26 protein-coding genes are annotated in these 25,912 nt (G+C 69.6%); 5 read left to right on the forward strand and 21 right to left on the reverse strand.

Annotation, left to right across the window (positions count from 1 at the left end; genetic code table 11):
- Positions 1-18 precede the first annotated feature (18 nt).
- A complete protein-coding gene (locus ACI2LP_RS22470; RefSeq protein WP_404726280.1) occupies positions 19-849 on the reverse strand; it encodes a 5,10-methylenetetrahydrofolate reductase in 831 nt (276 codons plus the stop codon).
- The gene (gene betA, locus ACI2LP_RS22475; RefSeq protein ID WP_404726281.1) at positions 846-2,507 is read right to left on the reverse strand and encodes a choline dehydrogenase; all 1,662 of its coding nucleotides are present in this window, start codon (positions 2,505-2,507) and stop codon (positions 846-848) included. The genes ACI2LP_RS22470 and betA overlap by 4 nt, the downstream gene beginning before the upstream one ends.
- A 143-nt stretch (positions 2,508-2,650) precedes the next feature.
- Here betA and ACI2LP_RS22480 point away from each other — a divergent pair, with 143 nt between their 5' ends.
- Positions 2,651-3,448 carry an IclR family transcriptional regulator gene (locus ACI2LP_RS22480; RefSeq protein WP_404726282.1) on the forward strand — a complete coding sequence of 266 codons (798 nt, stop codon included), beginning with the start codon at positions 2,651-2,653 and terminating at the stop codon, positions 3,446-3,448.
- Positions 3,449-3,623: 175 nt separating this feature from the next.
- On the opposite strand, the gene ACI2LP_RS22485 is transcribed toward ACI2LP_RS22480, so the two are convergent.
- The 3 genes from ACI2LP_RS22485 to ACI2LP_RS22495 form a co-directional block, all read right to left on the reverse strand.
- Complete coding sequence (locus tag ACI2LP_RS22485; RefSeq protein ID WP_404726283.1) at positions 3,624-4,757, reverse strand: aromatic ring-hydroxylating dioxygenase subunit alpha; 1,134 nt, start codon at positions 4,755-4,757, stop codon at positions 3,624-3,626.
- Positions 4,758-4,886: 129 nt separating this feature from the next.
- Positions 4,887-6,050 carry an NAD(P)/FAD-dependent oxidoreductase gene (locus ACI2LP_RS22490; protein WP_404726284.1) on the reverse strand — a complete coding sequence of 388 codons (1,164 nt, stop codon included), beginning with the start codon at positions 6,048-6,050 and terminating at the stop codon, positions 4,887-4,889.
- Positions 6,047-6,409, reverse strand: coding sequence for a bifunctional 3-phenylpropionate/cinnamic acid dioxygenase ferredoxin subunit (locus ACI2LP_RS22495; protein WP_360864803.1), 363 nt, complete (start codon positions 6,407-6,409; stop codon positions 6,047-6,049). Before ACI2LP_RS22495 ends, ACI2LP_RS22490 begins: the two co-directional genes overlap by 4 nt.
- A 167-nt stretch (positions 6,410-6,576) precedes the next feature.
- Here ACI2LP_RS22495 and ACI2LP_RS22500 point away from each other — a divergent pair, with 167 nt between their 5' ends.
- Entirely contained in the window at positions 6,577-7,953 is a 1,377-nt protein-coding gene (locus tag ACI2LP_RS22500; protein ID WP_404726285.1) for an L-serine ammonia-lyase, read from the forward strand.
- A gap of 30 nt (positions 7,954-7,983) precedes the next feature.
- Here the strand turns inward: ACI2LP_RS22500 and ACI2LP_RS22505 are convergent, their stop codons facing one another.
- Positions 7,984-8,622, reverse strand: a complete 639-nt coding sequence (locus tag ACI2LP_RS22505; RefSeq protein WP_404726286.1) for an MBL fold metallo-hydrolase — start codon at positions 8,620-8,622, stop codon at positions 7,984-7,986.
- Positions 8,622-9,707 carry an S-(hydroxymethyl)mycothiol dehydrogenase gene (locus ACI2LP_RS22510; RefSeq protein WP_404726287.1) on the reverse strand — a complete coding sequence of 362 codons (1,086 nt, stop codon included), beginning with the start codon at positions 9,705-9,707 and terminating at the stop codon, positions 8,622-8,624. Before ACI2LP_RS22510 ends, ACI2LP_RS22505 begins: the two co-directional genes overlap by 1 nt.
- Before the next feature lie 227 nt (positions 9,708-9,934).
- On the opposite strand from ACI2LP_RS22510, the gene ACI2LP_RS22515 reads away from it, so the two are divergent.
- The gene (locus tag ACI2LP_RS22515; RefSeq protein WP_404726288.1) at positions 9,935-10,708 is read left to right on the forward strand and encodes an alpha/beta hydrolase; all 774 of its coding nucleotides are present in this window, start codon (positions 9,935-9,937) and stop codon (positions 10,706-10,708) included.
- A gap of 27 nt (positions 10,709-10,735) precedes the next feature.
- Here ACI2LP_RS22515 and ACI2LP_RS22520 read toward each other — a convergent pair whose 3' ends face one another.
- On the reverse strand, positions 10,736-11,395 hold the full coding sequence (locus ACI2LP_RS22520) for a TetR/AcrR family transcriptional regulator (protein WP_404726289.1): 660 nt from the start codon (positions 11,393-11,395) through the stop codon (positions 10,736-10,738).
- Positions 11,396-11,596: 201 nt separating this feature from the next.
- Here ACI2LP_RS22520 and ACI2LP_RS22525 point away from each other — a divergent pair, with 201 nt between their 5' ends.
- Together ACI2LP_RS22525 and ACI2LP_RS22530 are read left to right on the forward strand one after the other, a co-directional pair.
- On the forward strand, positions 11,597-12,883 hold the full coding sequence (locus ACI2LP_RS22525) for a YncE family protein (RefSeq protein WP_404726290.1): 1,287 nt from the start codon (positions 11,597-11,599) through the stop codon (positions 12,881-12,883).
- 50 nt (positions 12,884-12,933) lie between these two features.
- The gene (locus ACI2LP_RS22530) at positions 12,934-13,467 is read left to right on the forward strand and encodes a hypothetical protein (RefSeq protein ID WP_404726291.1); all 534 of its coding nucleotides are present in this window, start codon (positions 12,934-12,936) and stop codon (positions 13,465-13,467) included.
- Positions 13,468-13,585: 118 nt separating this feature from the next.
- On the opposite strand, the gene hypE is transcribed toward ACI2LP_RS22530, so the two are convergent.
- From hypE to ACI2LP_RS22595, 13 genes are all read right to left on the reverse strand, one after another.
- Positions 13,586-14,623: a hydrogenase expression/formation protein HypE gene (gene hypE, locus ACI2LP_RS22535; RefSeq protein WP_404726483.1), complete on the reverse strand. Its 1,038-nt coding sequence runs from the start codon at positions 14,621-14,623 to the stop codon at positions 13,586-13,588.
- Between the two features lie 94 nt (positions 14,624-14,717).
- Complete coding sequence (gene hypD / locus ACI2LP_RS22540) at positions 14,718-15,842, reverse strand: hydrogenase formation protein HypD (RefSeq protein ID WP_404726292.1); 1,125 nt, start codon at positions 15,840-15,842, stop codon at positions 14,718-14,720.
- Positions 15,839-16,159: a HypC/HybG/HupF family hydrogenase formation chaperone gene (locus ACI2LP_RS22545; RefSeq protein ID WP_404726293.1), complete on the reverse strand. Its 321-nt coding sequence runs from the start codon at positions 16,157-16,159 to the stop codon at positions 15,839-15,841. The genes hypD and ACI2LP_RS22545 overlap by 4 nt, the downstream gene beginning before the upstream one ends.
- A 53-nt stretch (positions 16,160-16,212) precedes the next feature.
- A complete protein-coding gene (gene hypF, locus ACI2LP_RS22550; RefSeq protein WP_404726294.1) occupies positions 16,213-18,618 on the reverse strand; it encodes a carbamoyltransferase HypF in 2,406 nt (801 codons plus the stop codon).
- Positions 18,615-19,403, reverse strand: a complete 789-nt coding sequence (gene hypB, locus ACI2LP_RS22555) for a hydrogenase nickel incorporation protein HypB (protein WP_404726295.1) — start codon at positions 19,401-19,403, stop codon at positions 18,615-18,617. Before hypB ends, hypF begins: the two co-directional genes overlap by 4 nt.
- Positions 19,404-19,406: 3 nt before the next feature.
- Complete coding sequence (hypA, locus tag ACI2LP_RS22560) at positions 19,407-19,802, reverse strand: hydrogenase maturation nickel metallochaperone HypA (protein WP_404726296.1); 396 nt, start codon at positions 19,800-19,802, stop codon at positions 19,407-19,409.
- A gap of 224 nt (positions 19,803-20,026) precedes the next feature.
- Positions 20,027-20,164 (reverse strand): DUF6893 family small protein, encoded by a 138-nt coding sequence (locus ACI2LP_RS22565; RefSeq protein WP_404726297.1) that lies wholly within the window; start codon positions 20,162-20,164, stop codon positions 20,027-20,029.
- Positions 20,165-20,174: 10 nt separating this feature from the next.
- Positions 20,175-20,723 (reverse strand): hydrogenase maturation protease, encoded by a 549-nt coding sequence (locus ACI2LP_RS22570; RefSeq protein WP_404726298.1) that lies wholly within the window; start codon positions 20,721-20,723, stop codon positions 20,175-20,177.
- Positions 20,720-22,159 (reverse strand): hypothetical protein, encoded by a 1,440-nt coding sequence (locus ACI2LP_RS22575; protein WP_404726299.1) that lies wholly within the window; start codon positions 22,157-22,159, stop codon positions 20,720-20,722. Before ACI2LP_RS22575 ends, ACI2LP_RS22570 begins: the two co-directional genes overlap by 4 nt.
- Positions 22,156-22,854 carry a DUF6084 family protein gene (locus ACI2LP_RS22580; protein ID WP_404726300.1) on the reverse strand — a complete coding sequence of 233 codons (699 nt, stop codon included), beginning with the start codon at positions 22,852-22,854 and terminating at the stop codon, positions 22,156-22,158. The genes ACI2LP_RS22575 and ACI2LP_RS22580 overlap by 4 nt, the downstream gene beginning before the upstream one ends.
- Positions 22,851-23,519 (reverse strand): DUF5947 family protein, encoded by a 669-nt coding sequence (locus ACI2LP_RS22585; protein ID WP_404726301.1) that lies wholly within the window; start codon positions 23,517-23,519, stop codon positions 22,851-22,853. Before ACI2LP_RS22585 ends, ACI2LP_RS22580 begins: the two co-directional genes overlap by 4 nt.
- A complete protein-coding gene (locus ACI2LP_RS22590) occupies positions 23,516-24,130 on the reverse strand; it encodes a hypothetical protein (protein ID WP_404726302.1) in 615 nt (204 codons plus the stop codon). Before ACI2LP_RS22590 ends, ACI2LP_RS22585 begins: the two co-directional genes overlap by 4 nt.
- Positions 24,127-25,911 (reverse strand): nickel-dependent hydrogenase large subunit, encoded by a 1,785-nt coding sequence (locus ACI2LP_RS22595; protein ID WP_404726303.1) that lies wholly within the window; start codon positions 25,909-25,911, stop codon positions 24,127-24,129. Before ACI2LP_RS22595 ends, ACI2LP_RS22590 begins: the two co-directional genes overlap by 4 nt.
- Between the last annotated feature and the right edge of the window lies 1 nt (position 25,912).

Here is a 25,912-nt window from a genome sequence, read left to right on the forward strand (position 1 = left end):
GAAGGGGCGGGGTGAGGGTTAACCCCCCAGCCGGTCCAGCATGCCCCGGCGCCAGCGCTCCGTCTCCGCGATCTGGTTGAACGTGAACAGGTGCAGACCCGCCACCGCCGCCCCCGGCGCCGTCAGCACGGGCGCACTGCGCCTCAGCAGCCGTTCGGGCGCGTAGCCGCCCGGCGCCGCGAAGCGTACGAACCAGGAGGCGTGCCGGGCCAGGAAGCGCGTCGACTCCCCCACACCGATCTTCGCCGCCATCGCCAGCAGCTTCGTGCGCTCGACGGGCCCGGCCACACCCACGTGCACCGGCAGCGTGACATCGCGCCGCCGCACCCGCGTCACCCACTCCCCCAGCGCCCGCGAGTCGAAGCACAAGTTGCTGACGATATACGTGGCATGGGGGTGTTTCTCGTGCATCGCCTGGATGGTGATGTCGTCGTCGATGAGCGGATGGCTCTCCGGGTAGCCGGTGATGCCGACCCTCGCGAAGGGGCTGCCCAGCTCGCTGAGCCGCCGCAGCACGGGCAGCGCACCCTCGTACGGGCCGGCAGGCGCATCGGCGTCCCCGGCAGGTACGAAGACGTCGTCCACCCCTGCCTCGCGCAGCCGGTCGACGACCTCCGCCACATGGGCGCCGTCCCGCAGCAGCCGCGCGGGCACGTGCGGCACGACGCGATAGCCGTGCGCCGCCAGCCGGATGGCGAGGTCGAGGGTCGGCTCAAGGCCCTTGACCGGCGACGCGGTGACCGTGACCACCACGTCGCGCGGCACATGGGCAAGCACCTTGTCCTGCGTCGCCTTGGCGGGGAGCACCTCGTAACGGACGTGGTGCAGCAGCGAACGGAGCACGGTCATCTGGCGGCGTCACGGTGCCGGTAGTACACGGCCTTCGACGGCGGCAGCGGGTTCTTGCCGAGGATGAGGTCGGCGGCCTTCTCGGCGATCATCATCACCGGCGCGTAGATGTTCCCGTTGGTGACGTACGGCATCACGGAAGCGTCCACGACACGAAGCCCCTCCACGCCGTGCACCCGCATGCTCTCCGGGTCGACCACGGCCATCTCGTCGGTGCCCATCTTGCAGGTGCAGGAGGGGTGCAGGGCCGTCTCGCCCTCTTTCGCGACCCAGGACAGAATATCCTCGTCGCTCTCCACGGACGGTCCGGGCGAGATCTCGCCGTCGTTGTACGGGGCGAGTGCGGGCTGGTTGAGGAGCTTGCGGGTCACCCGGATCGCCTCGACCCACTCGCGGCGGTCCTGTTCGGTGGACAGGTAGTTGAAGCGCAGCGCCGGGTGCTCGCGCGGGTCCTTGCTCTTGATCTTCACGGAGCCGATGGCGTCGGAGTACATGGGTCCGACGTGCACCTGGTAGCCGTGCCCGCCCGACGGCGAGGAGCCGTCGTAGCGGACCGCGATGGGCAGGAAGTGGAACATCAGGTTGGGGTAGTCCACGTCCTCGTTGCTGCGGGCGAAGCCGCCGGCCTCGAAGTGGTTGGTCGCGGCAGGGCCCTTGCGGAAGAGCCACTGCAGGCCGATGAACGGGGCGCGCCACTTCGCCATGTACGGCTGCATGGAGACCGGCTGCTTGCAGGCGTACTGGACGTACACCTCGAGGTGGTCCTGGAGGTTCTCGCCGACGCCGGGGAGGTCGTGGACGACGTCGATGCCGAGTGCGTTCAGTTCCTCGGCGTTGCCGACGCCGGAGAGCTGCAGCAGCTGCGGGGAGTTGATCGCACCGCCGCAGAGGATGACCTCGCCTGCGCGGACCTGCTGGAGCTTGCCGCGGCCTCGCCGGTACTCGACACCGACGGCGCGCTTGCCCTCGAAGATCACGCGGGTGACGAGGGCCCGGGTCTTGACGGTGAGGTTCGGGCGCCGCTTCACGGGCTTGAGGTACGCCTTCGAGGCCGACAGACGGCGTCCGCGGTGGACGTTGCGGTCGAAGGGGGCGAAGCCTTCCTGCCGGTAGCCGTTGACGTCGTCGGTACGGGGATAGCCGGCTTCCTGGACGGCCTCGAGGAAGGCGGGGAAGAGCGGGCTGGAGGCCGGGCCGCGCTCGAGGACGAGAGGGCCGTCGTGGCCGCGGAACTCGTCGTCGGGGTCGGCCGCCAGACAGTTCTCCATCCGCTGGAAGTACGGCAGACAGTGGGCGTAGTCCCAGGTCTCCATGCCCGGGTCGGCCGCCCACCGCTCGTAGTCCATGGGGTTGCCGCGCTGGAAGATCATGCCGTTGATGCTGCTGGAGCCGCCGAGCACCTTGCCGCGGGCGTGGTAGACGCGCCGGCCGCCCATGTGGGGCTCGGGCTCCGATTCGTACTTCCAGTCGTAGAAGCGGCTGCCGATGGGGTAGGTCAGCGCCGCGGGCATGTGAATGAACACATCCCACGGATAGTCGGGCCGGCCGGCCTCCAGCACCAGCACGCGGTTGCCCGGATCAGCGGAGAGCCGGTTCGCCAGTGCGCTGCCGGCCGATCCGCCGCCGACGATGACGAAGTCGTACTGCAGGGGAGCCATGGCTGCCTCGTCTCGATCGCGCCGTTCGATACGCGTGGCATGCTAATACGAGTAGCGCTATACGCACCAGGTTGCGAGCCACGCAACTTATGGCCTCACAGGTTCTCCACGCAGTCGTTGTTTACTGCGCGTATAGTTTCGCTGTGAGCAACTACAGTCCAGATACCGAAACGACCGGTTCGCAGACGGGCGGGGTCCAGTCCGTCGACCGCGCCATCAGCGTGCTGGAAATCCTGGCCCAGCACGGTGAAGTGGGCGTCAGCGACGTGGCAGCCGAGATCGAGGTCCACAAATCCACCGCATTCCGCCTGCTCGGCGCGCTGGAGGCGCGCGGTCTGGTGGAGCAGGCGGGCGAGCGCGGCAAATACCGCCTCGGCTTCGGCATCGTGCGCCTCGCGGGCGCGGTCACGGGCCGCATCGACATCACCCAGCAGGGCCGCCCCGTCTGTGAGCGCCTCGCGGAGGAGATCGGCGAGACCGTCAACATCGCCGTCATGCAGGAGCACTTCGCGATCAACCTCTTCCAGGTGCGCGGCCCGGCGGCGGTCGCGGCGCACAACTGGGTCGGCCAGCTGACCCCGCTGCACGCCACCTCCAGCGGCAAGATCCTGCTGGCCCACATGCCCGCCAAGGAGCGCGCCGACCTGCTGTCGCAGTCCGGCCTGAAAAAGGTGACCCCGAACACCCTGACGGCGAAGACGAAGCTCGAGAAGAACCTCGCCGACGCCAGAGAACGCGGCTACGCCTGGACCCTGGAGGAACTGGAGATCGGGCTGCACGCCATGGCCGCGCCGATCCGCTCCCGGGACGGAGAGGTCATCGCGGCGCTCAGCGCCTCGGGGCCGTCGTACCGGCTGACCGAGGAGCGTATGAGCGAGCTGGCCCCGGTCCTGATCCAGGGCGCGGAAGAGATCAGTCACCGGATGGGCTACCTGGGCTGACCCCGGCGCGCTCCCCGTCCGGGCGGAGCCGCTGGACCGTGCACGGCCGTCCGGTCGTGCGCCAAGCGCAGGGCGTGGGTCACCGCGGGGATCGCGGCGGCCCAGGTCTTGCCCCTGCTCATCTCCAGGTCGTCGCCACCAGCTCCTCGCGGTGCCTTGCGCGCCGTCGTTGCAGCTACTGCGGCTGCTGGGTGCCGAGCCGCTCGAGGATCCAGTCGTGGAACGCGCCGATGTGGTGCTCGCTGGGTACCAGTACGCCGCCCTTGGCATACAGGCGGGAGCTCATCGCGGGCTGGCAGCGCTCGCAGGCGTCGAAGTCCTGCCGGTTGACCCGGTCGAAGAGCTCCACGGACCGGCTGACGTCCCTGCCGCTGTCCACCACGCCCTTGAGGTAGAGCCAGTCGCACTCGACGATCGTGCGGTCGGCGGCGACCGGGTACATCCGGTGGAAGATCACGTGGTCGGGGACGAGATTGATGAACACCTGCGGCCTGACGGTGATCGCGTAGTAGCGGCGGTCCTGGTCCTCGGAGACACCGGGGATGCGGTCCAGGCCTTCGGAGCCGTCCACGGTGAAGCCCTTGATCTCGGCGCCGAATTCGGCGCCGTGGCCGACGTAGTACTGCGCGGCGTAGCCGTCGGCGAACTCCGGCAGGACCTCGGTGAGCTCCGGGTGGATCGTGGCGCAGTGGTAGCACTCCATGAAGTTCTCGATGATGAGCTTCCAGTTCGCCTTGACGTCGTAGACGATCCGTCTGCCGACCTCGAGGTTGTCCATGTCGTAGCGCTCGATCGACTCCACGTCACCGAGCCGTGCGACGACCTCGCCGACGACCTGTTCCTCGAAGGAGGGCGGGTTCTCCGCCAGACAGACCCAGACATAGCCCAGCCATTCGCGAGTGGCCACACTCGCCAGGCCGTATTCGGTACGGCCGACGTCGGGCATCTTCGTGAGGTTGGGCGCCGCGACGAGTTTGCCCGTCAGGTCGTACGTCCAGGCGTGGTACGGGCACTGGAAGGCACGCTTGACCTCGCCGCTCTCCTCGGTGCAGAGCTTCGCGCCGCGGTGCCGGCAGACATTGAAGTAGGCACGGACGGAGTTGTCCCGGGCCCGGGTGATGAGGATGCTCTCGCGGCCCACGTCGACGGTCTTGAAGGCGCCGGGCCTGGCCAGGTCGGAGGAGCGCGCGGCGCAGAACCACATCGCCTCGAAGATGTGCTCCTGCTCCTGGGCGAAGATCCCGGGATCTGTGTAATAGGAGCCGGGGAGCGTGGCGATCAGGCTGTCCGGCAGGCTGGTCGAGGTCACAGGGCACTCCTCGCGGGGTGACGTCGTCGGTCGGTCGTGGCGCCGGGGACCAGGAAGTCCGAGCGGCGCTCTGCGGTACGCAAATGAATGGCGTGCTGAGCAGTGGCGCGTGACGCCGCACCAGCGGGGTCAGAGGGTGGCGGCAGCGAGCTGCTTGCGCCAGCGGGTGAACAGGCGCGGCTGGTTCATCCCGAGGACCGCGACCGGATGGCCCGACCGCCGGTAGACCGCCAGGAAGCTGCGCTCGTCCGGGAGACCCTCCTCGACCGTCACGCTGTCGGCCCCGGCGGAGTGCCCGGCAAACTGGATCCGTACGCCGTACTGGTCGGACCAGAAGTACGGAGGCTTGGGCGCCGCCGGCGTTGCCGCACCCCCGGACAGCAGCGTGGCCACGGCCGCGTCGGGCCGCTCCCGTGCTCCGGTCCAGTGCTCGACGCGACGGTGGATCCCGGCGAAAGGGTCGTACCAGGAGGCGCAGTCTCCGACCGCGACCACACCGGCCACGCTTGTGCGGCCGTCCACGCCGCACTTGACGCCGTCGTCCAGTTCGACGCCGCTGCCGTCCAGCCACTCGACGCAGGGGCGGGCGCCCACACCGACGACGACGGTGTCGGCCGGGATGCTGCGGCCGTCCTCGAGCAGGACCGCCTCGACGCCGGTCCGGCCGCTCAGCCCCTTGACGCCGACGCCGCACAGCAGGCGGACGCCGTGGTCCGCATGGAGCGTGGAGACAACGCCTCCCATGACCTCGCCGAGCGGTCCGGCCAGCGGCGTCCGCGCGGCCTCGACGACCGTCACATCAAGCCCCATGCCGTACGCGGTCGAGGCGACCTCGGCGCCGATGAACCCGCCGCCGATCACCACCAGCCGCCCGCCCAGGGCGAGGTCGGCCCGCAGGGCGCGGGCGTCGTCCAGGGTGCGCAGCGTATGCACCCCGGCGAGACCCTCGCCTCCCGGCAGCATGCGCGCGGTCGCGCCCGTGGCGATGACCACCCCGTCCGCCCGGACGGACCGGCCGTCGGCGAGCCGCACCGCGCGGTCACCGCGGTCGAATCCCGCGGCCCGCACGCCGAGCAGCCACTCCGCGCGCAGGTCCTCGCCCTCCGCCTCCAGCGCGAGATCCACTTCGCCGATCTTGCCGGCGAGGAACTCCTTGGACAACGGCGGCCGGTCGTACGGGCGGTGCGGCTCGTCACCGATCACGACGAGCCGGCCGTCGTAGCCCTGTTTGCGCAGTGAGCGTGCGGCCGACAGTCCGGCGAGCGAGGCGCCGACCACGGCCACGGTCCTCACGCGAGACCTCCGGCGAGCCGCGACGCGACGCAGGGGGGCAGATTCGGGGCCGCCGTGGACGGCTGAACGTAGATCATGCCGTCCTCGATCAGGACCTGGTGAGTGCGGACCGGGAGCTTGGCCGGCGGCGAGTCGACGGCTCCGGTACGGAGGTCGAACTTCGAGGCGTGCAGCGGGCATTCGACCTCGCACCCCTCCAGCCAGCCGTCAGCGAGCGACGCATCCTGGTGGGTGCAAGTGTCGTCGATGGCGAAGACCTCGCCGTCATCGGTGTGGAACACCGAGACGGGCGGATCGATGTCGAGCCGGATGGCCTCGCCTCGCGGCAGATCCACGAGACGGCACGCGGGAATCATCATGACACCTCGGTGCATATAGCGAAACGGATTGCGGTAAGCGCAACAACAGTTTGGGGCGCCCCCAAATCCTTGTCAAGGCATCGCCCGGACACTCCGACCCCTTGTTCCTCGTTGCTTTTTACGCAACGCTGTGCGTACTACACAACTTCCCGTCCGGAAGGAACGACGTGGCGATCAGCGTCTTCGACCTGTTCAAAGTGGGTATCGGGCCTTCCAGCTCACACACCGTGGGGCCGATGAAGGCCGCCCGCCTCTTCGTCACCGCACTGGACGAGGACGGACTGCTGTCCCGCACCCACTCGGTACGGGCAGAGCTCTTCGGGTCGCTCGGCGCCACCGGCCACGGTCACGGCAGCGACAAGGCGGTGCTCCTCGGCCTGGAGGGCGAGGACCCCGAGACCGTCGACACCAGCGCCGTGGACGCCCGGGTGCACCGGATCCGCGAGATGGGCCGGCTGCGACTCCTGGGCGTCAGGGAAGTGGACTTCCGCGAGCGCGAGCACCTGATGCTGCACCGCCGCCGCACCCTTCCCTTCCACCCCAACGGCATGCGGTTCCAGGCCCTGGACCATGACGGCGGCGAGCTGAGGTCACGTACGTACTACTCGGTGGGCGGCGGCTTCGTCGTCGACGAGAGCGCGACCGGAGCCGATCGGATCAAGCCCGACGACACACCCGTACGTCTGCCCTTCGGCTCCGCGTCCGAACTGCTGCTGCGCGCCTACGAGTCCGGCCTGCCGCTGAGCGGAGTGATGCTCGCCAACGAACTGTCCTGGCGCGGCGAGAGCGAGGTGCGGGCCGGTCTGCTGCGGATCTGGACGGTGATGCAGGAGTGCGTCGAGCGCGGCTGCTCGCGGACGGAGACCACCCTGCCCGGGGGTCTGAAGGTGCCGCGCCGCGCTCCGCAGCTGCTGCGCTCCCTCACTGAGGACGCACAGCCCAAGGACCCGCTGAAGGTCATGGACTGGGTCAATCTCTTCGCCCTGGCCGTGAACGAGGAGAACGCCTCGGGCGGCCGCATCGTGACCGCGCCCACCAACGGAGCCGCCGGGATCGTGCCTGCGGTGCTCCATTACTACACCCGCTTCGTTCCCGGGGCCGACGAGGACGGAGTCGTCCGCTTTCTGCTCGCCGCCGGCGCGGTGGGGGCACTGTTCAAGGAGAACGCCTCGATCTCCGGGGCGGAGGTGGGCTGCCAGGGCGAGGTCGGGTCCGCCTGCTCCATGGCGGCTGCCGGTCTCGCCGAGGCACTCGGCGGCACGCCGGAGCAGGTCGAGAACGCGGCCGAGATCGGCATGGAGCACAATCTCGGCCTGACCTGCGATCCGGTCGGAGGCCTGGTCCAGATCCCCTGCATCGAGCGGAACGCGATCGCCTCCGTCAAGGCGATCAATGCGGCACGGATGGCGCTGCACGGCGACGGCAGTCATGTGGTCTCACTGGACAAGGTCATCAAGACCATGCGCGAGACCGGCGCCGACATGAAGGTGAAGTACAAGGAGACCTCACGCGGAGGCCTCGCGGTCAACGTCATCGAGTGCTGACCGGAGGCCACCGCGAGGCGCCTCGGAGGGTCAGTGACCGCGGTCGATCCACTCCTGCAGATGCGGGGCCTCCGCGGCGATGGTGGTCGTGTCCCCGTGGCCGGTGTGCACGACGGTGTCGCCCGGCAGTGCCAGCAGCCGGTCCCGGATCGACTCGATGATGGTGCCGAAATGACTGTACGAGCGCCCTGTCGCCCCCGGCCCGCCCGCGAAGAGCGTGTCACCGCTGAAGAGTGCCTTCAGGGCCGGCTCGTACAGGCAGACCGCTCCGGGGGCGTGGCCGGGGGTGTGCAGCACCGTCAGCTCGGCACCCGCCACCGTGATGACCTGGCCGTCGGCCAGTTCGGCGTCGGGAGCGCGGTCCGGGTGGGTCTGCTTCCACAGCGGCAGGTCGTCCGGATGCAGCAGAATCGGCGCGCCGGTCCGCTCGGCGAGCGCCGGGGCCGCGTCGATGTGGTCGTTGTGGGCGTGCGTGCAGACGATCGCACGGAGCGTACGACCCCCGAGCGCGGCCACGATGGCCTCCGCGTCGTGCGCGGCGTCGATGACGATGGCCTCCTCGTCGTCGCCGACGATCCACACGTTGTTGTCGACGTCCCAGGTGCCGCCGTCGAGCGAGAAGGTGCCGGAGGTGACCAGGTGGTCGATCCTGCAGTTGCGTGGGTTCATCAGAACTGCACCACCGAGCGCAGCACGTCACCGTGGTGCATCCGCTCGAAGGCCTTCTCGACGTCGTCGAGCGCGATGGTCTCGGTCACGAAGGCATCCAGATCCAGCCGCCCCTGCAGATGCAGATCGATCAGCATCGGGAAGTCACGGCTCGGGAGGCAGTCCCCGTACCAGGACGACTTGAGCGCGCCGCCACGGCCGAAGACGTCCAGCAGCGGCAGTTCCAGCTTCATCTGCGGGGTCGGCACCCCGACCAGAACGACCGTTCCGGCAAGATCACGGGCGTAGAAGGCCTGTTCGTACGTCTCCGGGCGGCCGACGGCCTCGATGACCACGTCCGCACCGAAGCCGCCGGTCAGTTCGCGCACCGCCTCGACCGGATCGGTCTCCTTGGAGTTGACGGTGTGGGTGGCGCCGATCTTCTTCGCGGTGGCCAGCTTCCGGTCGTCGATGTCCACCGCGATGATCTTCGCCGCGCCCGCGAGCCGGGATCCGGCGATCGCCGCGTCGCCGACGCCGCCGCAGCCGATGACGGCGACGGAATCGCCGCGCCCGACGCCGCCGGTGTTGATCGCGGCGCCGATGCCCGCCATCACACCGCAGCCCAGCAGCCCGGCGACCGCGGCCGACGCCCGCTCGTCGACCTTGGTGCACTGCCCGGCCGCCACCAGCGTCTTCTCGGCGAAGGCGCCGATTCCGAGCGCGGGCGACAGCTCGGTGCCGTCGGCCAGAGTCATCTTCTGCTTGGCGTTGTGCGTGTTGAAGCAGTACCAGGGCCGCCCGCGCAGACAGGACCGGCACTGCCCGCAGACCGCACGCCAGTTCAGGATGACGAAGTCGCCGGGTTCGACCTCGGTGACGCCCTCGCCGACCGCCTCGACCCGGCCCGCCGCCTCATGGCCGAGCAGGAAGGGGAAGTCGTCGTTGATGCCGCCCTCGCGGTAGTGAAGATCGGTGTGACAGACCCCGCAGGCCTCGACATTCACCAGCACCTCTCCCGGGCCGGGATCAGGCACGATGATCGTCTCCAGGCTGACGGGGGCGCCCTTCGCTCGCGCGACAACAGCACGGACCTGGTGAGTCATGGCCACTCCTCGACTGATACGAACCCATGGGGCAAGCGTTGCTCATTACGGCACGCATCTCACGTGTCGCAACAACAGCATCGTGGAGGCCCGACCCGCGGTCAAGGAGCCGCGCATCAGCCACTGCCGGATCCAGCCGTGACAGCCTCACGTTCACCACTGCCGATTCACGGAAACCCTCGGGGCGCCTCTTCGTTAGGCTCGGTCCTCAATCCTGGGGGTGGCCCATGCACACAATCGAAGCGCACACCGTGCCGTATGTACTCGCGGACCGCTCGGCGAGCCAGTGCCTCGATGTGTACCGGCCCGCAGGTCAGCGCACCCCGACGCCATGCGTACTGCTCTGGCACGGGGTCGGTCCCGACGAGCGGGACGTCATGGCCGCACTGGCCCGGCAGATTGCCTCACACGGCAGGACCGTCTTCGTCCCCGACTGGCGCTCGGACGCGCCCGACGGCGGGCGTTCCCATCTCATGGCGTCACTTCGCTACGTACGGGAGAACGCCGGGGCCCACGGCGCGGACGCGGGGGACATCGTCGTGGCCGGATGGTCGGCCGGAGCCGGCGCCGCGATCGCCATGGCCCTGCGCCCGGATCTGACGGACGGACCGCGCCCCGCCGCGGTGGTCGGCATCGCCGGTGGCTACAGCCGGCCCGCCCGCAGCACAGCGTCCATACCCCTCCACGATCTTGCCGCGACGTCTGCGTCACCGGTACCTGTCCGACTCGTTCACGGGTCGGCCGACTCGGTGGTCAGCAGCCACCACTCCCATGAGCTCCACACCGCATTGCGTGCACGGCAGTGGCCTGTGCAGTTCGAGGAGCTGGATACGGATCACGACGGAGTCATCGCGATGACGTACGACCCGGCGCTCGGCCGCTGCCGGGCCACGACCGACCCCCGAGCACTCACAGCGGGTGCGGACGTGGCTCGCATCATCGCCACCGCGGCGGAGCCTCATCCGCTGTCCGGGAGCGACGGATCCGGCCCGCCCGGTTAACCGCCGCGGCGCCGGTCCCGTCGCGAGCTACCCGGCCGGCCACTGGCCCGCCGGGCGGATGATGCCCAGCAGCAACAACACCAGCTCGTCGACGACCTGATCGAGCGTCGCGTCCACCCAGCCGGCCCGCCAGTCGTGCAGGAGGCCGTTCACACTTCCGATGAAGGCCGCCGCGGCCACCCGATAGTCACGAGGCGCGGCCTCACCGCGCTCGACCGCCGCCGCGGCCTCGGCGCAGATGAGATCCACCCAGCGGGAACGGCGGGCCAGACGCTGCTCCTCCAGCCGCGGACTGACACCGATGATCTCGACGAACGTGATCCGGATACGACGTGGGTCGCCGGTGACGTTGGCGGCATAGGCGCGGAAGGCCGCCGCGGCGCGGTCCGCGATCGGCAGGCCGTCGACCTCGGCGAGCGCGGCCAGGGCAGCTTCCTCCGCCCAGTCGTTGACCTGGAGGTGCACCGCGGCGAGCACGTCCTCGAGGGTGCGGAACTCCTCGTAGAACTGACGGGTGGACAGCCCCGCGGCCTCGCTCAATGCGGCCACGGTCGTGGCACGGTAGCCCGGGATGTCGCCGAAGAGCTGGAGTCCGGCATCAAGGAACCGCCGACGCCGCTCGGCCTGCCGTTCCTCGGCGGACCTGCCCGCGTAACGGCCGGTCGGTTGTCTGAGCCTGCCCGCCAATGCCCCTCCCTCGTCGGTCCGCGCCATTTTCTCGTGTCGTGAGCCTTGTGGAGCAACCCGCCTCTCGTTACCTTCCAGTAGCCAATCTGAACGGACACGTATTCAGATTGGTCAACTCGCCGCACTCCAGCACGACTTCCGTACTACACGAGCCACTCCCCCTTGCTACGAGGCCCGAGCCACCCCCCGGAAGGAACGACGATGTCTCTGCGCACGCTCAGCGCTCTCGCCACCGCCTTCACCATGGCCGTCGCAGGTTCCGTGACGGCGGCCGCCGCGTCCACAGCCCCTGCCGCGCCCCGGGCAACGCCCGGCACCGCCGGCCAGGCCGGTGCCGCCGCACTCAAGCAGGTGATGTTCGTGGGCAACAACTGGGACGGCACCGCCGACGTCATCGCGTCCCGCGGCGACTTCGCCAGGATCGGCCGCGTCAACGTCGTACCGGACAAGGACCAGCGGCTCGCGGAGATCTATCTCAACCCGGTCAAGCTCATCTACTTCCTCGGCATCCGCAACGGCCCCGGTGAGGGACACGACCAGTTCGTCGACGACATGTACTCCACGCCCGACGGCTCGGCCATGGTCGTCTCCCGCCCGAGCTTCGCCGACGTCGTGTCGATCGACCTCGCCACCGGCCGGATCAACTGGCGTTTCCCCGTCTCCGGATATCGCTCGGACCATATGGCGGTGTCCCCCGACGGCACACGCGTCGCCGTCTCGGCCTCGACCTCCAACACCGTCCACGTGCTCGACATCCGGACCGGCAAGCAGCTCGGGTCGTTCAAGACCGGGGACAAGCCGCACGAGAACGTCTTCACCGACGGCGGCAAGTATCTGTGGAACATGTCGATCGGCGAGGTCAACACCGCCCTCGACGACCCAGCGATGGACTGGACGAAGGGTGACCGGCGCATCACCGTGGTCGACGCGACCACCTTCAAAGAGGTAAAGGTCATCGACATGCGCCAGCGGCTCGACGCCTTCGGCCGCAAGGACCTGTCGGACGCGGTCCGGCCCGTCGCCTTCACGCCGGATCAGTCCACGCTCTACTTCCAGGTCTCCTTCTTCAACGGCCTCCTCGAGTACGACGTCGCCTCCGACCGGATCACCCGGGTGAAGGCACTGCCGAAGAATCCCGCGACCAGCGAAGACCGCACTACATGGGTGAACGACTCCCGTCACCACGGCCTGTCGATGAACGCCGCGGGCGACAAGCTGTGCGTCGCCGGGACGATGGACGACTACGCGACGATCGTCGACCGGGGCTCGCTCCGGGAGGGGCCGCTGGTGCCGGCCTCGAAACCGTACTGGGCGACCGTGAGCGGCGACGGCGCATCCTGTGTCATCTCCGAGAGCGGCGCCGACCGCGTCACCGCGATCGACTTCGCCACCGGCAAGAAAGTCGCGTCCGTAGCGGTCGGCGACCATCCGCAGCGCGTACGCATCGCCCATGTGGCAGCCGACTGGAGCAGACCCTCCACGGGCTGACCCCGCCCTGCCAGTTTTGAACACGTTCAACACAGGGGTACGCTGCGGGCATGAGCGAACGAAGAGCCCTCTTGCGGCGCACACGCGTGTGGCTGGCCGTCTTCATCGTCTGCCTGGCGCTGAGCGGGCTGACGGCCTTCCCGCTGGTGCACGAACTGCACTGGGCGGAAGACCTGTTGCGGTCGATGGGAGCCGACGGCCGGTTCCCGGCGCTCTTCGAGTGGATCCAGCGGGTGCGGGCCGGGCTGGACGCGACCGACGAGAAGTACCCCTTCGTGCTGTACGGCACCGACTGGCTCGCCTTCGCCCATCTCGTCATCGCGGTCGCCTTCTACGGCCCGTACCGCGATCCCGTACGCAACATCTGGGTCGTCGAGTTCGGCATGATCGCCTGCGCCGGCATCATCCCGCTCGCCCTGATCTGCGGCCCGATCCGCGGAATCCCCTTGTGGTGGTCGGTCATCGACATGTCGTTCGGGGTCTTCGGAGTGATCCCGCTGTATGTCGTGCGCCGCAAGATCAAACAGCTGGAGGCACTGACGGAGCGGGCGGACGCGCCGGTGCCGGTCGCTGCCGCCGCGTAGTTCAACGTCGCCTGGTGATGGGCAGAGCCCGCCCTCGGTGGCGCACTCGCCCGGGCTTGGCTCCAGCGCTCCGGCAGCAACCACTGCCGGAGCGCCCGTCCATGTCCACCTTCCGGGTTCAGCAGATCCGCGGCAGCTGCTCCCCGATCGGCAGATCCACCACCCGTGTGCCGCCCAGTCCGGTGCGCGCCACCACCATGCCGGGGTGCGCCTCAACGGCTTCGCCGATCACCCTGGCGTCAGCACCCAGGGGATGTGCGCGCATCGCGTCCAGTACCGCGTCCGCGTGCCCGCGCGGCACGAAGGCCACCAGCTTGCCCTCGTTGGCGACATACATCGGGTCCAGCCCCAGGATGGCGCAGGCGTTGGCCACGGGTGGCGGGACGGGGACGTTGCGTTCCTGGATGACGACTCCGGTGCCGGAGGCCAACGCGATCTCGTTCAGGGCGGCTGCCAGGCCTCCGCGCGTGGGATCGCGCAGCACATGCAGGTCCGGGGTGACCGCGAGCATGGCTTCCACCAGACCGCCGAGCGCCGCGCAATCGCTCTCGACCTCGACGCCGAACTCCAGACCCTCGCGAACGCTCATGATCGCGACACCGTGGACACCGATGGCGCCGCTGACAATCACGACATCGCCCGGGACGACACGCTGCGGGCGCAGATCGACGCCCGTCGGGATGATGCCGATACCCGCGGTGTTGATGAAGATGCCGTCACCGTGGCCGGCTTCGACCACCTTGGTGTCGCCCGTCACCACCTCGACCCCCGCGGTGCGCGCGGCCGAACCGAGCGCATCCGCCACGCGTGAGACCACCGAGAGCTCGACGCCCTCCTCCAGGATGAACCCGCAGGAGAGATAAGCGGCGCGGGCGCCGCTCATGGCGAGGTCGTTGACCGTGCCGTTGACAGCCAGGTCGCCGATACTGCCGCCGGGGAAGAACAGCGGCCGCACCACGAAGGAGTCGGTGGAGAACGCCAGCCGGACTCCGCCGAGCGGGACCACCGCGGAGTCGCCCAGTTGCCCGAGCACCTCTCCCCCGAAGGCCGGCGCGAAAATGTGCTGGACGAGTTCGGCGGAGAGCGCGCCGCCACCGCCGTGTCCCATCACCACACGGCTCTGGTCACGCAAGGGTGCCGGGCAGGTCCACTCCATGAGGTCCTGCACCTGCTGCGCGGCAGCCTGCGGTGCGGCGTTCTGTACGGCGGTGCCGTTCAACGGCGCGTTGATCTGGGGTACTTCAGTGGTGTCAGACAACGGGGCTCGCCTCCCGCGATGCGTTCGTAAGGTCCAGCCGCCGGTAGAGGTAGTACGCGGCGCACGCGCCCTCGCTGGAGACCATCGTGGCGCCGAGTGGCGTACGGGGCGTGCAGAGCGTGCCGAACGCCTCGCACTCATGAGGCTTGAGCAGACCTTGCAGCACCGCGCCGCTGCGGCACTCGGCCGGTTCCCGGGTCTGGATGCCGGTGACCGAGAAGCGGTACTCGGCGTCGTAGTCCCGGTACCGCGGGGACAGTCGCCAGCCGCTGCCGGGGATCGTTCCGATGCCGCGCCAGGCGCGGTCGGTGACCTCGAAGACATCCGCCAGCATCGCCTGGGCTGCGAGGTTTCCCTCGGAGCGGACGGCGCGGGGGTAGGCGTTGTCGACGGTGTGTTCACCGCGTTCCAGCTGCCGGACGGTCCGCCGCACGCCCTCGAGGATGTCGAGAGGTTCGAAGCCGGTCACGACGATCGGAACGCGGAACCGTTCGGCGAGCTGCGGGTACTCCGCGACACCCATCACGCTGCACACATGCCCGGCCGCGAGGAAGGCCTGCACCCGGCAGCTGGGGGACTGCATGATCGCCTCGATCGCCGGGGGCACCCGGACATGCGACACCAGCAGGCTGAAGTTCGAGATGCCCAGCCTGCGCGCCTGATACACCGTCATGGCGTTGGGCGGGGCGGTCGTCTCGAATCCGATGCCGAAGAACACCACCTCACGCCCCGGGTTCTGCTGGGCGATCTTCAAGGCGTCGAGCGGCGAGTAGACGACCCGTACATCGCCGCCCTCGCTGCGGACCTGGAAGAGATCGCGCCCCGTACCCGGCACCCGGAGCATGTCGCCGAAGGAGCAGAAGATCACCTCGGGGCGGGAGGCGATCTCCAGCGCCTTGTCGATGACTTCCAGCGGGGTGACGCACACCGGACAGCCCGGCCCGTGGATCAGTTCCACCTGGTCGGGGAGCAGCTGGTCGATGCCGTGCCGGATGATGGTGTGTGTCTGTCCCCCGCAGACCTCCATCAGTGCCCACGGTCTGGTCACGGTGGAGTGGATGTCGTCGAGCAGGCGACGCGCCAGGTCGGGGTCCTGGAACTCGTCGATGTACTTCACTTCTGTGCCTCCTGGGGTACGTCGATTCGGCCGGGCAGCGGGGAACCACCGGCTTCCGCCGCAAGTTCCCACGGATCGCCGAACTCCTCCTGGAGCATCCCGAGCGTGGCGAAGAGCTCGAGTGTCTGCTTGGCCGACTCCTCGTCCAGGCGCTGCAGGGCGAACCCCACGTGGACGATGGCGTATTCGCCGACCTGGAGGTCCGGGAGATACTCCAGGCACACCTCCTTGACGACGCCGCCGAAATCAACGCTGGCCATACGGGTGCCGTCGCGTTCCTCGATGTCCAGGACTCTCCCGGGTACCGCCAGGCACATGGGCCTCTCCTCGCTGTCGGTGTTCCGTCGCCGGGCCTTGCCGGGACGCGTCGTCAATCGCTGCCTCTGCGCCGGGCCTCGGCATGTGCGGCCACCATCAGCTGACCGAGCGCAAGTCCCCCGTCGTTGGGAGGAACCCGGTGGTGGCGCAGGACGTTGAAGCCGTCCTCGCGCAGCGCCCGTGCGCACGCCGAGGAGAGCAGGGCGTTGGCGAACACACCGCCGGTCAGGGCGACCGTCTCCAGCCTGTGCCGTTCTCGCGCCATGACGCAGAAGTCGCGTACGAGACCGGTGACCGCTCGGTGGAAGCGGGCAGCGACAAGGGCCGCAGCCGTGCCCGCCCGTACGTCGTCGACGACCGCTTCCAGGAGGGGCGCAGGGTCGGCAGTCAATGCTCCCTCGGCCCCCGCAGCCGAAGGCCGGACGGCGAAGGCGTAGCCGACGCCCCTGTCCACTGGCGCGGTCAGCGCGGCGGCCTCCAACTCAATGGCTGCCTGGGCTTCGTAACCGGAGTGATGGCATACGCCCGCCAGCGAGGAGACAGCGTCGAAGAGCCGCCCCATACTGGAGGTGGGCACACAGTTCAGGTCCCGCTCCAACTGGCGCTCCAGCACCCGGCGTTCGGCGGGAGGGCATGCGGTCGTGCACGGAAGGTCCGGCGACCAGGCGATGCCGGCCGCGCGCAGATGCGCGAGCGCCATCCGGTACGGCCGACGCACCGCGGCGTCGCCTCCCGGCAGTGGGACGTTGGCGAGGTACCCGAAGCGGGTGAACCCGGCGTAGTCCGCCAGCAGGATCTCCCCGCCCCACACCGCCCCGTCGTCACCGTAGCCAGTGCCGTCGAACGCCACCCCGATCACGGGCCGGCCACCGTCCAGTCCGTGCTCGGCCATCGCGGCGGCGATATGGGCGTGATGGTGCTGGACCCACAGGACCGGCCGGGCGGCCGCGTGCCGCGCGGCCCACTGTCCGGAGCGGTAACCGGGGTGCCGGTCGGCCGCAAGAAGCTCGGGCTTCACCCCGGTGATCGACTCCAGCTGCGATTCCGCGCGCTCGAACGCCTGCTGTGTGGAGAGGTCGTCCATGTCTCCGACATGGGCTGACAGCCAGGCCCTGCGACCTTCGGCGAGACAGAACGCGTTCTTCAGATCGCCGCCGACGGCGAGGGCCGCCCGCACGGGTACGGGCAGCAGGAGGGGCAGGGGGGCGTAGCCGCGGGCGCGGCGAACCGTCAGCAGTTCCCCGTCGCACACACGCACCACCGAGTCGTCGCACGGCACATGGATCCGGCGGTCGTGCGTGAGCCAGGCATCGGCCAGGTGCGCCAGCCGGGCCAGCGCGTCGGCGTCGTCGGTGACGATCGGCTCCCCCGCAACATTCCCGCTGGTCATCACGAGCAGGCGCGGCCCGTCGGGGTCGCCGGGCAGGCCGAGCAGCAGATGGTGCAGCGGGGTGTAAGGGAGCATCACCCCGAGATCGGGGCTTCTCGGGGCGACTTCCTCCGAGGGGCACCAAGGCCCCGGCCGCGGCAAAGCACCTGCACGGCGGCGCAGCAGAACGATGGGCCTGACGTCGCCCGTCAGCAGGCGTCGCTCCTCGGGGCCCAGGTGCACGAGGTGCTCGATGTCGGCGATCCCCCTGGCCATGAGGGCGAACGGCTTGTCTCCACGGGACTTGCGGCGGCGCAGCGTGGCCACGGCCCGGGAGTTGGCGGCGTCGCAGGCCAGGTGGTAGCCGCCGAGGCCCTTCACGGCGAGGATCGCCCCTTGGGACAGCAGCCCCCGCGCCTCGGCGACGGGGTCCGCGGCCGATACGGGCCGGGGCGGACTGCCCATATCCGATGGCGCCACGAGCAGACGCAGGCGGGGGCCGCAGGCGTGACAGGCGACGGGCTGCGCATGAAAGCGGCGGTCGGCCGGATCGGCGTACTCCCGGGCGCAGTCGGCGCACATCGGGAAGTCGGCCATGGTCGTGTGGGAACGGTCGTACGGAAGGCCGCTCACGATGGTGAAGCGCGGACCGCAGTGCGTACAGGTGATGAAAGGGTGCCGGTGGCGCCGGTCGGCAGGATCGGCCAGTTCCGCGAGACAGGCGGCACAGGTGGCCATGTCCGGGCAGACCAGGGTGCGCGCGGGCCCGTCCGCCGTGGAGCCGGCGATGATGAACCCGTCTCCGCCCGCGATGGGGACCTCCCGATGGTCAACGGACTCCACCTGGGCTAGCGGTGGCGCATCCGCGGAGATCCGGTCGCAGAACAGGGACACGGCGGAGGGTGTCCCTTCGACTTCCGCGACAACACCCTCCCCGGTGTTGGTCACATGTCCGACGAGGTCCAGCCCGGTGGCGAGTGTGTACAGGAACGGCCGGAATCCGACGCCTTGCACCACGCCCCGGACGGTGACCCGCCTGCGCTGCACCGCCTCCTCGACGAGGGCGACGTACGGCTGCGGACAGCTCACGAGCAGGACTGCGCCATGGCACCGGAGCCCGCCGCATCGGTGTGCGCACCGTGTTCGTGGCGATGCTCGTGGCGGTGTTCGTGGTGATGGGGACTCTGCTGACCGGCCATGACAGGCGCGTGGACCGCCCCGCCGCCGGCCACCGCCGTCGCCCGGTCGAGCAACGCGCCGACCCCCTCGCCCCGTCGCGCGGAGGTCAGCAGCACTTCCACCCCCGGGTTGACCTGTGCGACGTTCGCGCGGAATGCCGCCTCGGCGAACTGAGCCGCGCCTGCGATATCGGTCTTGGTGACCACGACGAGGTGTGCCAGACCAAAGGCGGTGGGGTATTTCAGCGGCTTGTCCTCCCCTTCCGTCACGGAGGCCAGCACGACCCTCAGGGACTCCCCGAGGTCGTACGAGGCCGGACAGACGAGGTTGCCGACGTTCTCCACGAACAGCAGCCGGGTGTCCTCGGGCAGCCATCCGTCCAGGTGCCGGCCCAGCATCCCGGCCTCGAGGTGGCACAGACCGTCGGTCAGCACCTGCTTGACCGGGACTCCTGAACGGGCCAGGCGTACGGCGTCGTTCTCGGTGGCGAGGTCGGCGGTCAGGGCCGCGACCCGTACCCCCCGCGCCCGGGCGAGCAGCAGCTCACCCTCCAGCAGCGCGGTCTTCCCGCTGCCGGGGCTGGACAGCAGATTGACGACCGTGGTGCCGCGGGCAGCGAGTTCGGCGCGCAGTGCGTCGGCGGTCGCGTCGTTCTTGGCGAGGACCGCCTGTTGCAGATCGACCACACGGCACATGCTTCAGCACTCCTCGGGGATGTGTTCACGGGTGCGTTCGTGCGCCTGGCCGTCGTCCCAGTGCACGCTGACGATCTGCAGTTCACGGCCGGAGAGCAGTTCGGCACTCGCCTCGCCGCACGCCGGACAGCACAGCTGAGGGGGCATGCCGACCGCCCATTCCTCCGCGCACTGCTTGCAGCGGGCCCGTCCCGGCACGGACTCCGCGACCAGCTCGGCACCTTCGAGAACGGTCCCGGCACAGGCCAGTTCGAAGCAGAAGGAGAGGGCGTCGGGGACCACGCCGGCGAGCTCGCCGACCTGGAGGCGTACGGACCTCACAGCGAGGACACCGCCTGCCTCGGCCGCCGCCTGCTCCACCTGACCGACGACAGCCACCGCGATGGACATCTCGTGCATCGCTCTCCGTCCTGGCACAGGCCGACCGCAATCGACCGCCCTGGACCCAATGGGGCGGCGCCCGGCTCATGCGGGGCGGACCGCCGGGGCCCGTTCGGCACCATTACAGGCGGGGACCCGGCGGCAGGGAGACCGGCACGCCGACGCCACCCGGCCGCGTACACCGTTCGGGGGCAGCCCGCTGCCGTTCTGGAAGGCACACGACACGGATGCGGTCTGTCGCCTCACATCCTGCGGATGCGCAGATAGCGCATGATGTCGGGCAGGAGCTGCTTGACGAACACAGCCACAGCAGTGGCGGTCACCGCGCTCGCAGCCACAGCAGTGGCGGTCGCCGCGGTGTGGTTGACGGTCTTTTTCATGCTGTTCTCCTCACTTGGCGGCCTCGCCGACCGCAGCCCGCGGCGCGGGCGATCCCTGCTTCCTGTCCCGCAGCACGCCCATGATCAGCCGTACGGCCTCCGGCACCGCGGCGGCGACGGGTGGACTGAGGCCGATTCCTTCCTCCACGCAGGCCGGCTCGCATCCCACGACCAGCGTGCGCCGGGGCGGGCAGGCGCCCGTGCCGGAGCACAGGGTCTCCAGGAGGGAAAGGACCGCGTCGGGGGACATCCGGTGACCGTCGAGCAGCGCGTCCTGCGACTCGATACCGCCCGTGCCGTCGGGTTCGATCAGATACAGCGTGCCGGGGGCACCGCCACGGGCGGTGGCATCGACCAGGACGAGCGTGTCGTAGCCGTCGAGAAGCTGGTACGCCAGGTGCAGGCCCCGTACGCCGATGTCCACGACCTCCGCATCGTCGGGGAGCTGTTCCTCGGCCAGCCTGCGTACGGTCTCGACACCGAAGCCGTCGTCGCCGAGAAAGATGTTTCCCACGCCGGCCACCAGAGTCCGGTCGCTGCTGTGCGGAAGCCGGTTCATGCGTCCTCCAACGGGGTGACCTCGTCGGGCTGGAAGTACAGGAACCGGCCCTGCTCACGGCGGATGTCGGCGCCTGGATCGCCCTCCACGGTCACGGCCAGGTGCACTGCCCCGTCCACGTCGTGCAGCACCGCCTCGACCCTGGCACTGCGGCCGTGCAGGAACAGGTCCTGTGCATCGGTGCGCCGCAGCCCCGGCCGCAGCAGCACGCGGCTGCCGGCGCCCAGCGACCGGCCGTCCACCACGACCCGGTCGCGCGCCGGGTCGAAGCCGGAATCGCTCGCCGGGTCCCACCACGGGGTGTCCGGCACCTGAACCGCGTACTCGTCGGGGGAGCCGGCGCGGGCCGGCGGGAGCGCGTCCGACGCATCGGGTCCGGTCACCTCCCGCAGCGCACGCACCGCGCCGTGCAGGCGCTCAAGAACCTCGGGGGGCATCGAGTCGGCCAGGTCGATCACCGCGGCCGCCCGCTCGTCGGTGCCCCGGGCCTCGCGCTTCTCCTCGTCGGTGAGGGCCGCGGTGCGCAGCGCGAGGATCTCGTCGATCTCGGTGGCGTCATAGAGCGCCCCCGGGCTCTCCGGGGCGATGGCGGGGTGGTCCTCCAGAATGATCGGGGAAGACAGCACCAGGTCCGCGCGGCCCGGTTCGCCGGCGAGGACCGGCCAGGTGTGCAGATTGCGACAGGACGCGATCGCTCCCCTGGCCCACTCGGGCGGATCCGTCATCGACAGGAACGACCCGGCGCTGAGGCCCATCAGGAGGTGCGCGGCCACCAGCGAGCGCGGCAGCGCGGCGTCACGGTCCGCGGTCGCGCCGTCCGGCGGGGTCCATGCGCTGGTGTTCTCCAGGACTGCTGTCAGCCGCAACACCCGGTAGGGGCCCTCGAGTTCACGCGCCGACAGCCGCACGGCGCCGCTGATCTCCTCACGACGGCGGATCAGACGGCCTGCGGTCCGGCCGGCCGCATCGAGGACGGGCTCGGTCTCTTCGCGCGCGAGGCGGGTGAATTCGAACGTGACGCCGTCCCCGGTCAGGTCGGCCACGCTGGTGACCACCTCGACGCGTTCTTCGACGCCCTCGTCCCAGGGGACCAGGACGCGGTCCTCGAGATGGAGTTCGGGCACTGTCTCGAAGCCGCCGTCCTGCCGGGCCTGTTGCACGGTCCGGCGCTGGGCGTGCAGGAAACGCACCTCGACCGCCAGCGTCGCGCCCGCCTTCGGTTCCATCAGACATTCGGTGTGCTGGAAGTCGTGCTCCTCGCACTCGGCGCCCCAGGCGGGCGGTACGAGCACCCCGAACTGCCACCGCAGCCGGTTCTTGGCCGCCGAGGCCCGGTACGGGTACAGCACATACCCTTCGAAGAGAACAGCGTCCGCCACCTGGCGGGCTACGGCGAACCGGGCTTCCGTCCCGGGTGCGAAGGCAGTTGTCGTCACGGTGCCGTCCTTCCAGTGGCGCGTGGCAGCAACGCGGCGGTCAGGGCGTGGCCCTCGGGCGGGTCCGGTGTGCCCCCCTCGGCCAGCAGGGCCTTCACGGCCGCCTCCCAGGAGGGCAGCGCCCGCCGTGAACGGAAGGCGAGCAGCGCGTCCACGGTGTCGCGGGGCAGCCGGATCCAGCCGCAGCCGGGGAAGTGCTGCTCGACCATCTCCTGCCACACCTTCACCGGCATCCGGACGGCCGCCTCCCGGTCCCACGGCACCGGCTCGACGCGGAAGCCGCCCGATCCGGTGAACGCCGTTCCGGAGAAGAGCATGAGCAGCGGCACCTCGCCCGCTTCGAGCGCGTTGAAGTACCGGGTGGCTGCGACGTCCATGTCGTAGGTGCAGGGCACGGCGAGGTCGGTCTCCGTCTCTCCGGTGAAACTGGTGACCATGTGCGAGACCTGGGCGAACTGAACCGGCTGGAGCGTGCTGCCCCAGCGCGAGCGCTCTCCAAAGAGGTCCGCAAGACCGTCGGCCTCCGCGGGCTCGTAGCCGCGCCGGGCGGGCTCGATGCGGATCTGGCAGCGCAGGGCCAGTGCATGCACATGGGCGTTCTCGGACGCGGTGATGCGCAGCCGGAAGACGAGGGTGGGACCGGCGGCGTACTGGTCGGTCCGTACGCCGGTGCAGGTGAAGCCGAACTCCGTCATGGCCTGCCCTCCCCCTGCACCGGTCGGGCGCGGCGCCCGACATGCTCGAAGAAGGCCTCCAGATCGGCCCGGGCTTCGGCCCCGCCGTCAAAGCCCTGCCACAGCAGCCGCATGCGGCCCACCAGTTCGTAACAGATGTCGATCGGGACCAGATAGCACTCGGCCCGGCCCCGTGTGCGGCGCAACAGCAGCGCCTCCACGTCGGGTTCGAGGAGCCGAGCCAGCCGGCTGCCGTCGAGCACGCTCTGCCAGGCGGAGGGCTCCAGTTCGCTCTCGGTGGCGCCGGCCGGGCTCGGGTAGAGCGCGACCAGCCGGTCGAGCGCCGCATTCCGGAAGAAGAAGGCGACGCCGACCGGGATCTGGAGGAGTTCCCACGCGCTGTCGTCCAGGCGATGGTCCGCGTCGGACAGGTAGCGGTCCGGAATAGCCCGGAAGCGGCCGCCCGCGGCACCCGGCCGCTCGAACAGGAGGGCACAGGAGACGCAGGCACAGGCAAGTGCGCGTTTCTCCGTGTCCACCAGGTGACGGTGGCCGGCCTCGGCCACTGCCACTGCGCACAGCTCGCAGCGTTCCTGCCGGAGCGGACGCTCGGTCAGAAACCGGCGCAGGCCGCGCGGCTCCCCGGCCGGTCCACGAGGCTGCGGCCGGACCAGAGGCGCGCTCACGGCGTCTTCGCCGTGGCCGGTCCGGACGCCGTGCCGGCCGTGCGAGCTGTCCCGATCTGGAGGAGGGCCGGCTCCCGCGAGGTACCGACCGGCTCCACCTCCACCGCGCTCACCTCGGGCGCGAAACAGGCGAGAGCGTCCTCGACTGCCTGCTGCGCCGCCGCACCGGTGCTCGGGCAGCCGCAGCCCGAACCGCCGGAAGACCGCAGGCGCAGGGTCGCGGTGGCGTCGTCGAAGCCCACCACCTCCCAGGCACGGTCGCCGACGGTGTCCAGGGCACGCGCAATCCGCGTGGCGGTGTCCTCGGGGTGCAGGTCGTGCAGGACCAGCAGGCTCGAGACCAGTTCGTCCGCGAGCAGCCCGGCCAGAGCGCTGCCCGTGGGACTGCCGGCGGCGGGGGAATCGAGCAGTCGGACGATCCGGGCCAGACCGGCACCGTAGAAGTCCATCAGGACCCGGACCAGTTCCTCGGCCCCGGCACGCGCCGACTCGTCTCCGCCGGCGGCCAGCCGTTCGAGTACTTCTTCCACGCGCAGTCCGGCCTGCTCCGCGTTCACCGCCCCGGCCGCAACGGCGGCCGACGGCGCGGTGTTGTGGGCTGTCGCGCTCATCCGGCGAGGCCGCTCAGTCCGGTGGGCACGTGCATCGACTTCACGGTCTTTCCGCCGCCGACATACATGTGCACGCCGCAGGGCAGGCAGGGGTCGAAGCTGCGCACCGCGCGCATGATGTCGATGCCCTTGAAGTTCTCCGGGGAGTTCTCCTCGAAGATCGGAGTGTTCTGCACGGCGTCCTCGTACGGGCCGGGGGTGCCGTATGTGTCGCGGGTGCTGGCGTTCCACGGGGTCGGCGGGTAGGGGTGGTAGTTGGCGATCTTCCCGTCCCGGATGACCATGTGGTGGGAGAGGACGCCGCGCACGGCCTCGGTGAAGCCGCAGCCGATGGACTCGTCCGGCACCTCGAACTTCTCCCAGGTCTGGGTGCGGCCGGCGCGTACTTCGTCGAGGCACCTCTCGACGCAGTGCAGGGCGATGGCCGCGGCGTAGGCCTGGAAGTAGGTGCGGGCGCGGTTGCGCTCCAGCGCGTTGCTCCAGCGCGGGATCTTCCACTCGAAGGTGGTTTCCGGCTTGGTCATCGTGCGCGGCAGGTTGATGACGACGCTGTGCCCGGTGGCCTTGACGTAACCGACGTCGACGAGCCCGGACAGCGCCGTGGACCACAGGCGGGCGATGGGGCCGCCTCCGGTGTCCAGCGGCAGGTAGTCCTTGCCGTCGAACCAGCGGGGGGACATCACCCAGCTGTACTTGTCGTTGAAGTCGCGCTTCTGCGGGGCGGGAATGGTGTGCTGGTTCCACGGGTGGCGCGGGTCGACGGGGTTGCCGAGCGGATCATGGGTGACGAACTGCTCCTGGCCCTCCCAGTCGTCGTAGTACGAACTGCCCAGCAGGATGCGGATGCCGAGGTTGATCTCGGTGAGGTCGTTGGTGACGAGCTTGCCGTCGACGATGACACCTGGGGTGACGAACATCTTCCGTCCCCAGTCGGTCATGTTGGCGTAGGTGAAGTCGCAGTACTCGGGGTCGTTGAGGGCGCCCCAGCAGCCGAGCAGCACGCGGCGGCGGCCGACCTCCTCGTACCCGGGCAGGGCCTCGTAGAAGAAGTCGAACAGGTCGTCGTGCAGCGGGACGACGCGCTTCATGAACTCCACATAGCGCATGAGGCGGGTGAGGTAGTCGGTGAAGAGCTGCACGGAGGCGTTGGTGCCCACACCGCCCGGGTAGAGCGTGGAGGGATGCACATGGCGGCCCTCCATCAGACAGAACATCTCGCGGGTGTAGCGGCTCACTTGGAGGGCTTCGCGGTAGAACTCGCCCTCGATCGGGTTGAGCGACCGCATGATGTCGGCGATCGTGCGGTAGCCGTGCTCCCCCGCATGGGGCGCCTCGGTGCGCTCGGCGAGTTCGAGGACACCGGGGTTGGTCTCGCGGACCATTTTTTCGCAGTAGTCGACCCCGACCAGGTTCTCCTGGAAGATGTTGTGGTCGAACATGTACTCGGCGGACTCTCCGAGGTTGATGATCAACTCGCCGAGGTGTGGAGGCTTCACGCCGTAGGCCATGTTCTGTGCGTACACCGAACATGTGGCGTGGTTGTCGCCGCAGATCCCGCAGATACGGCTGGTGATGAAGTGCGCGTCACGGGGGTCCTTGCCGCGCATGAAGACGCTGTAGCCACGGAAGACCGACGAGGTGCTGTAGCACTCCGCCACCCGCTTCTGCTTGAAGTCGATCTTTGTGTGGATGCCGAGGCTGCCCACAATCCTGGTGATCGGATCCCAGGACATTTCCACCAGGCCACTGCCGTCGCCGGCCGCCTTCGTCTTCGGTGCCATC

Source organism: Streptomyces sp. NPDC019890 (assembly GCF_044903445.1).
Classification (GTDB): domain Bacteria; phylum Actinomycetota; class Actinomycetes; order Streptomycetales; family Streptomycetaceae; genus Streptomyces.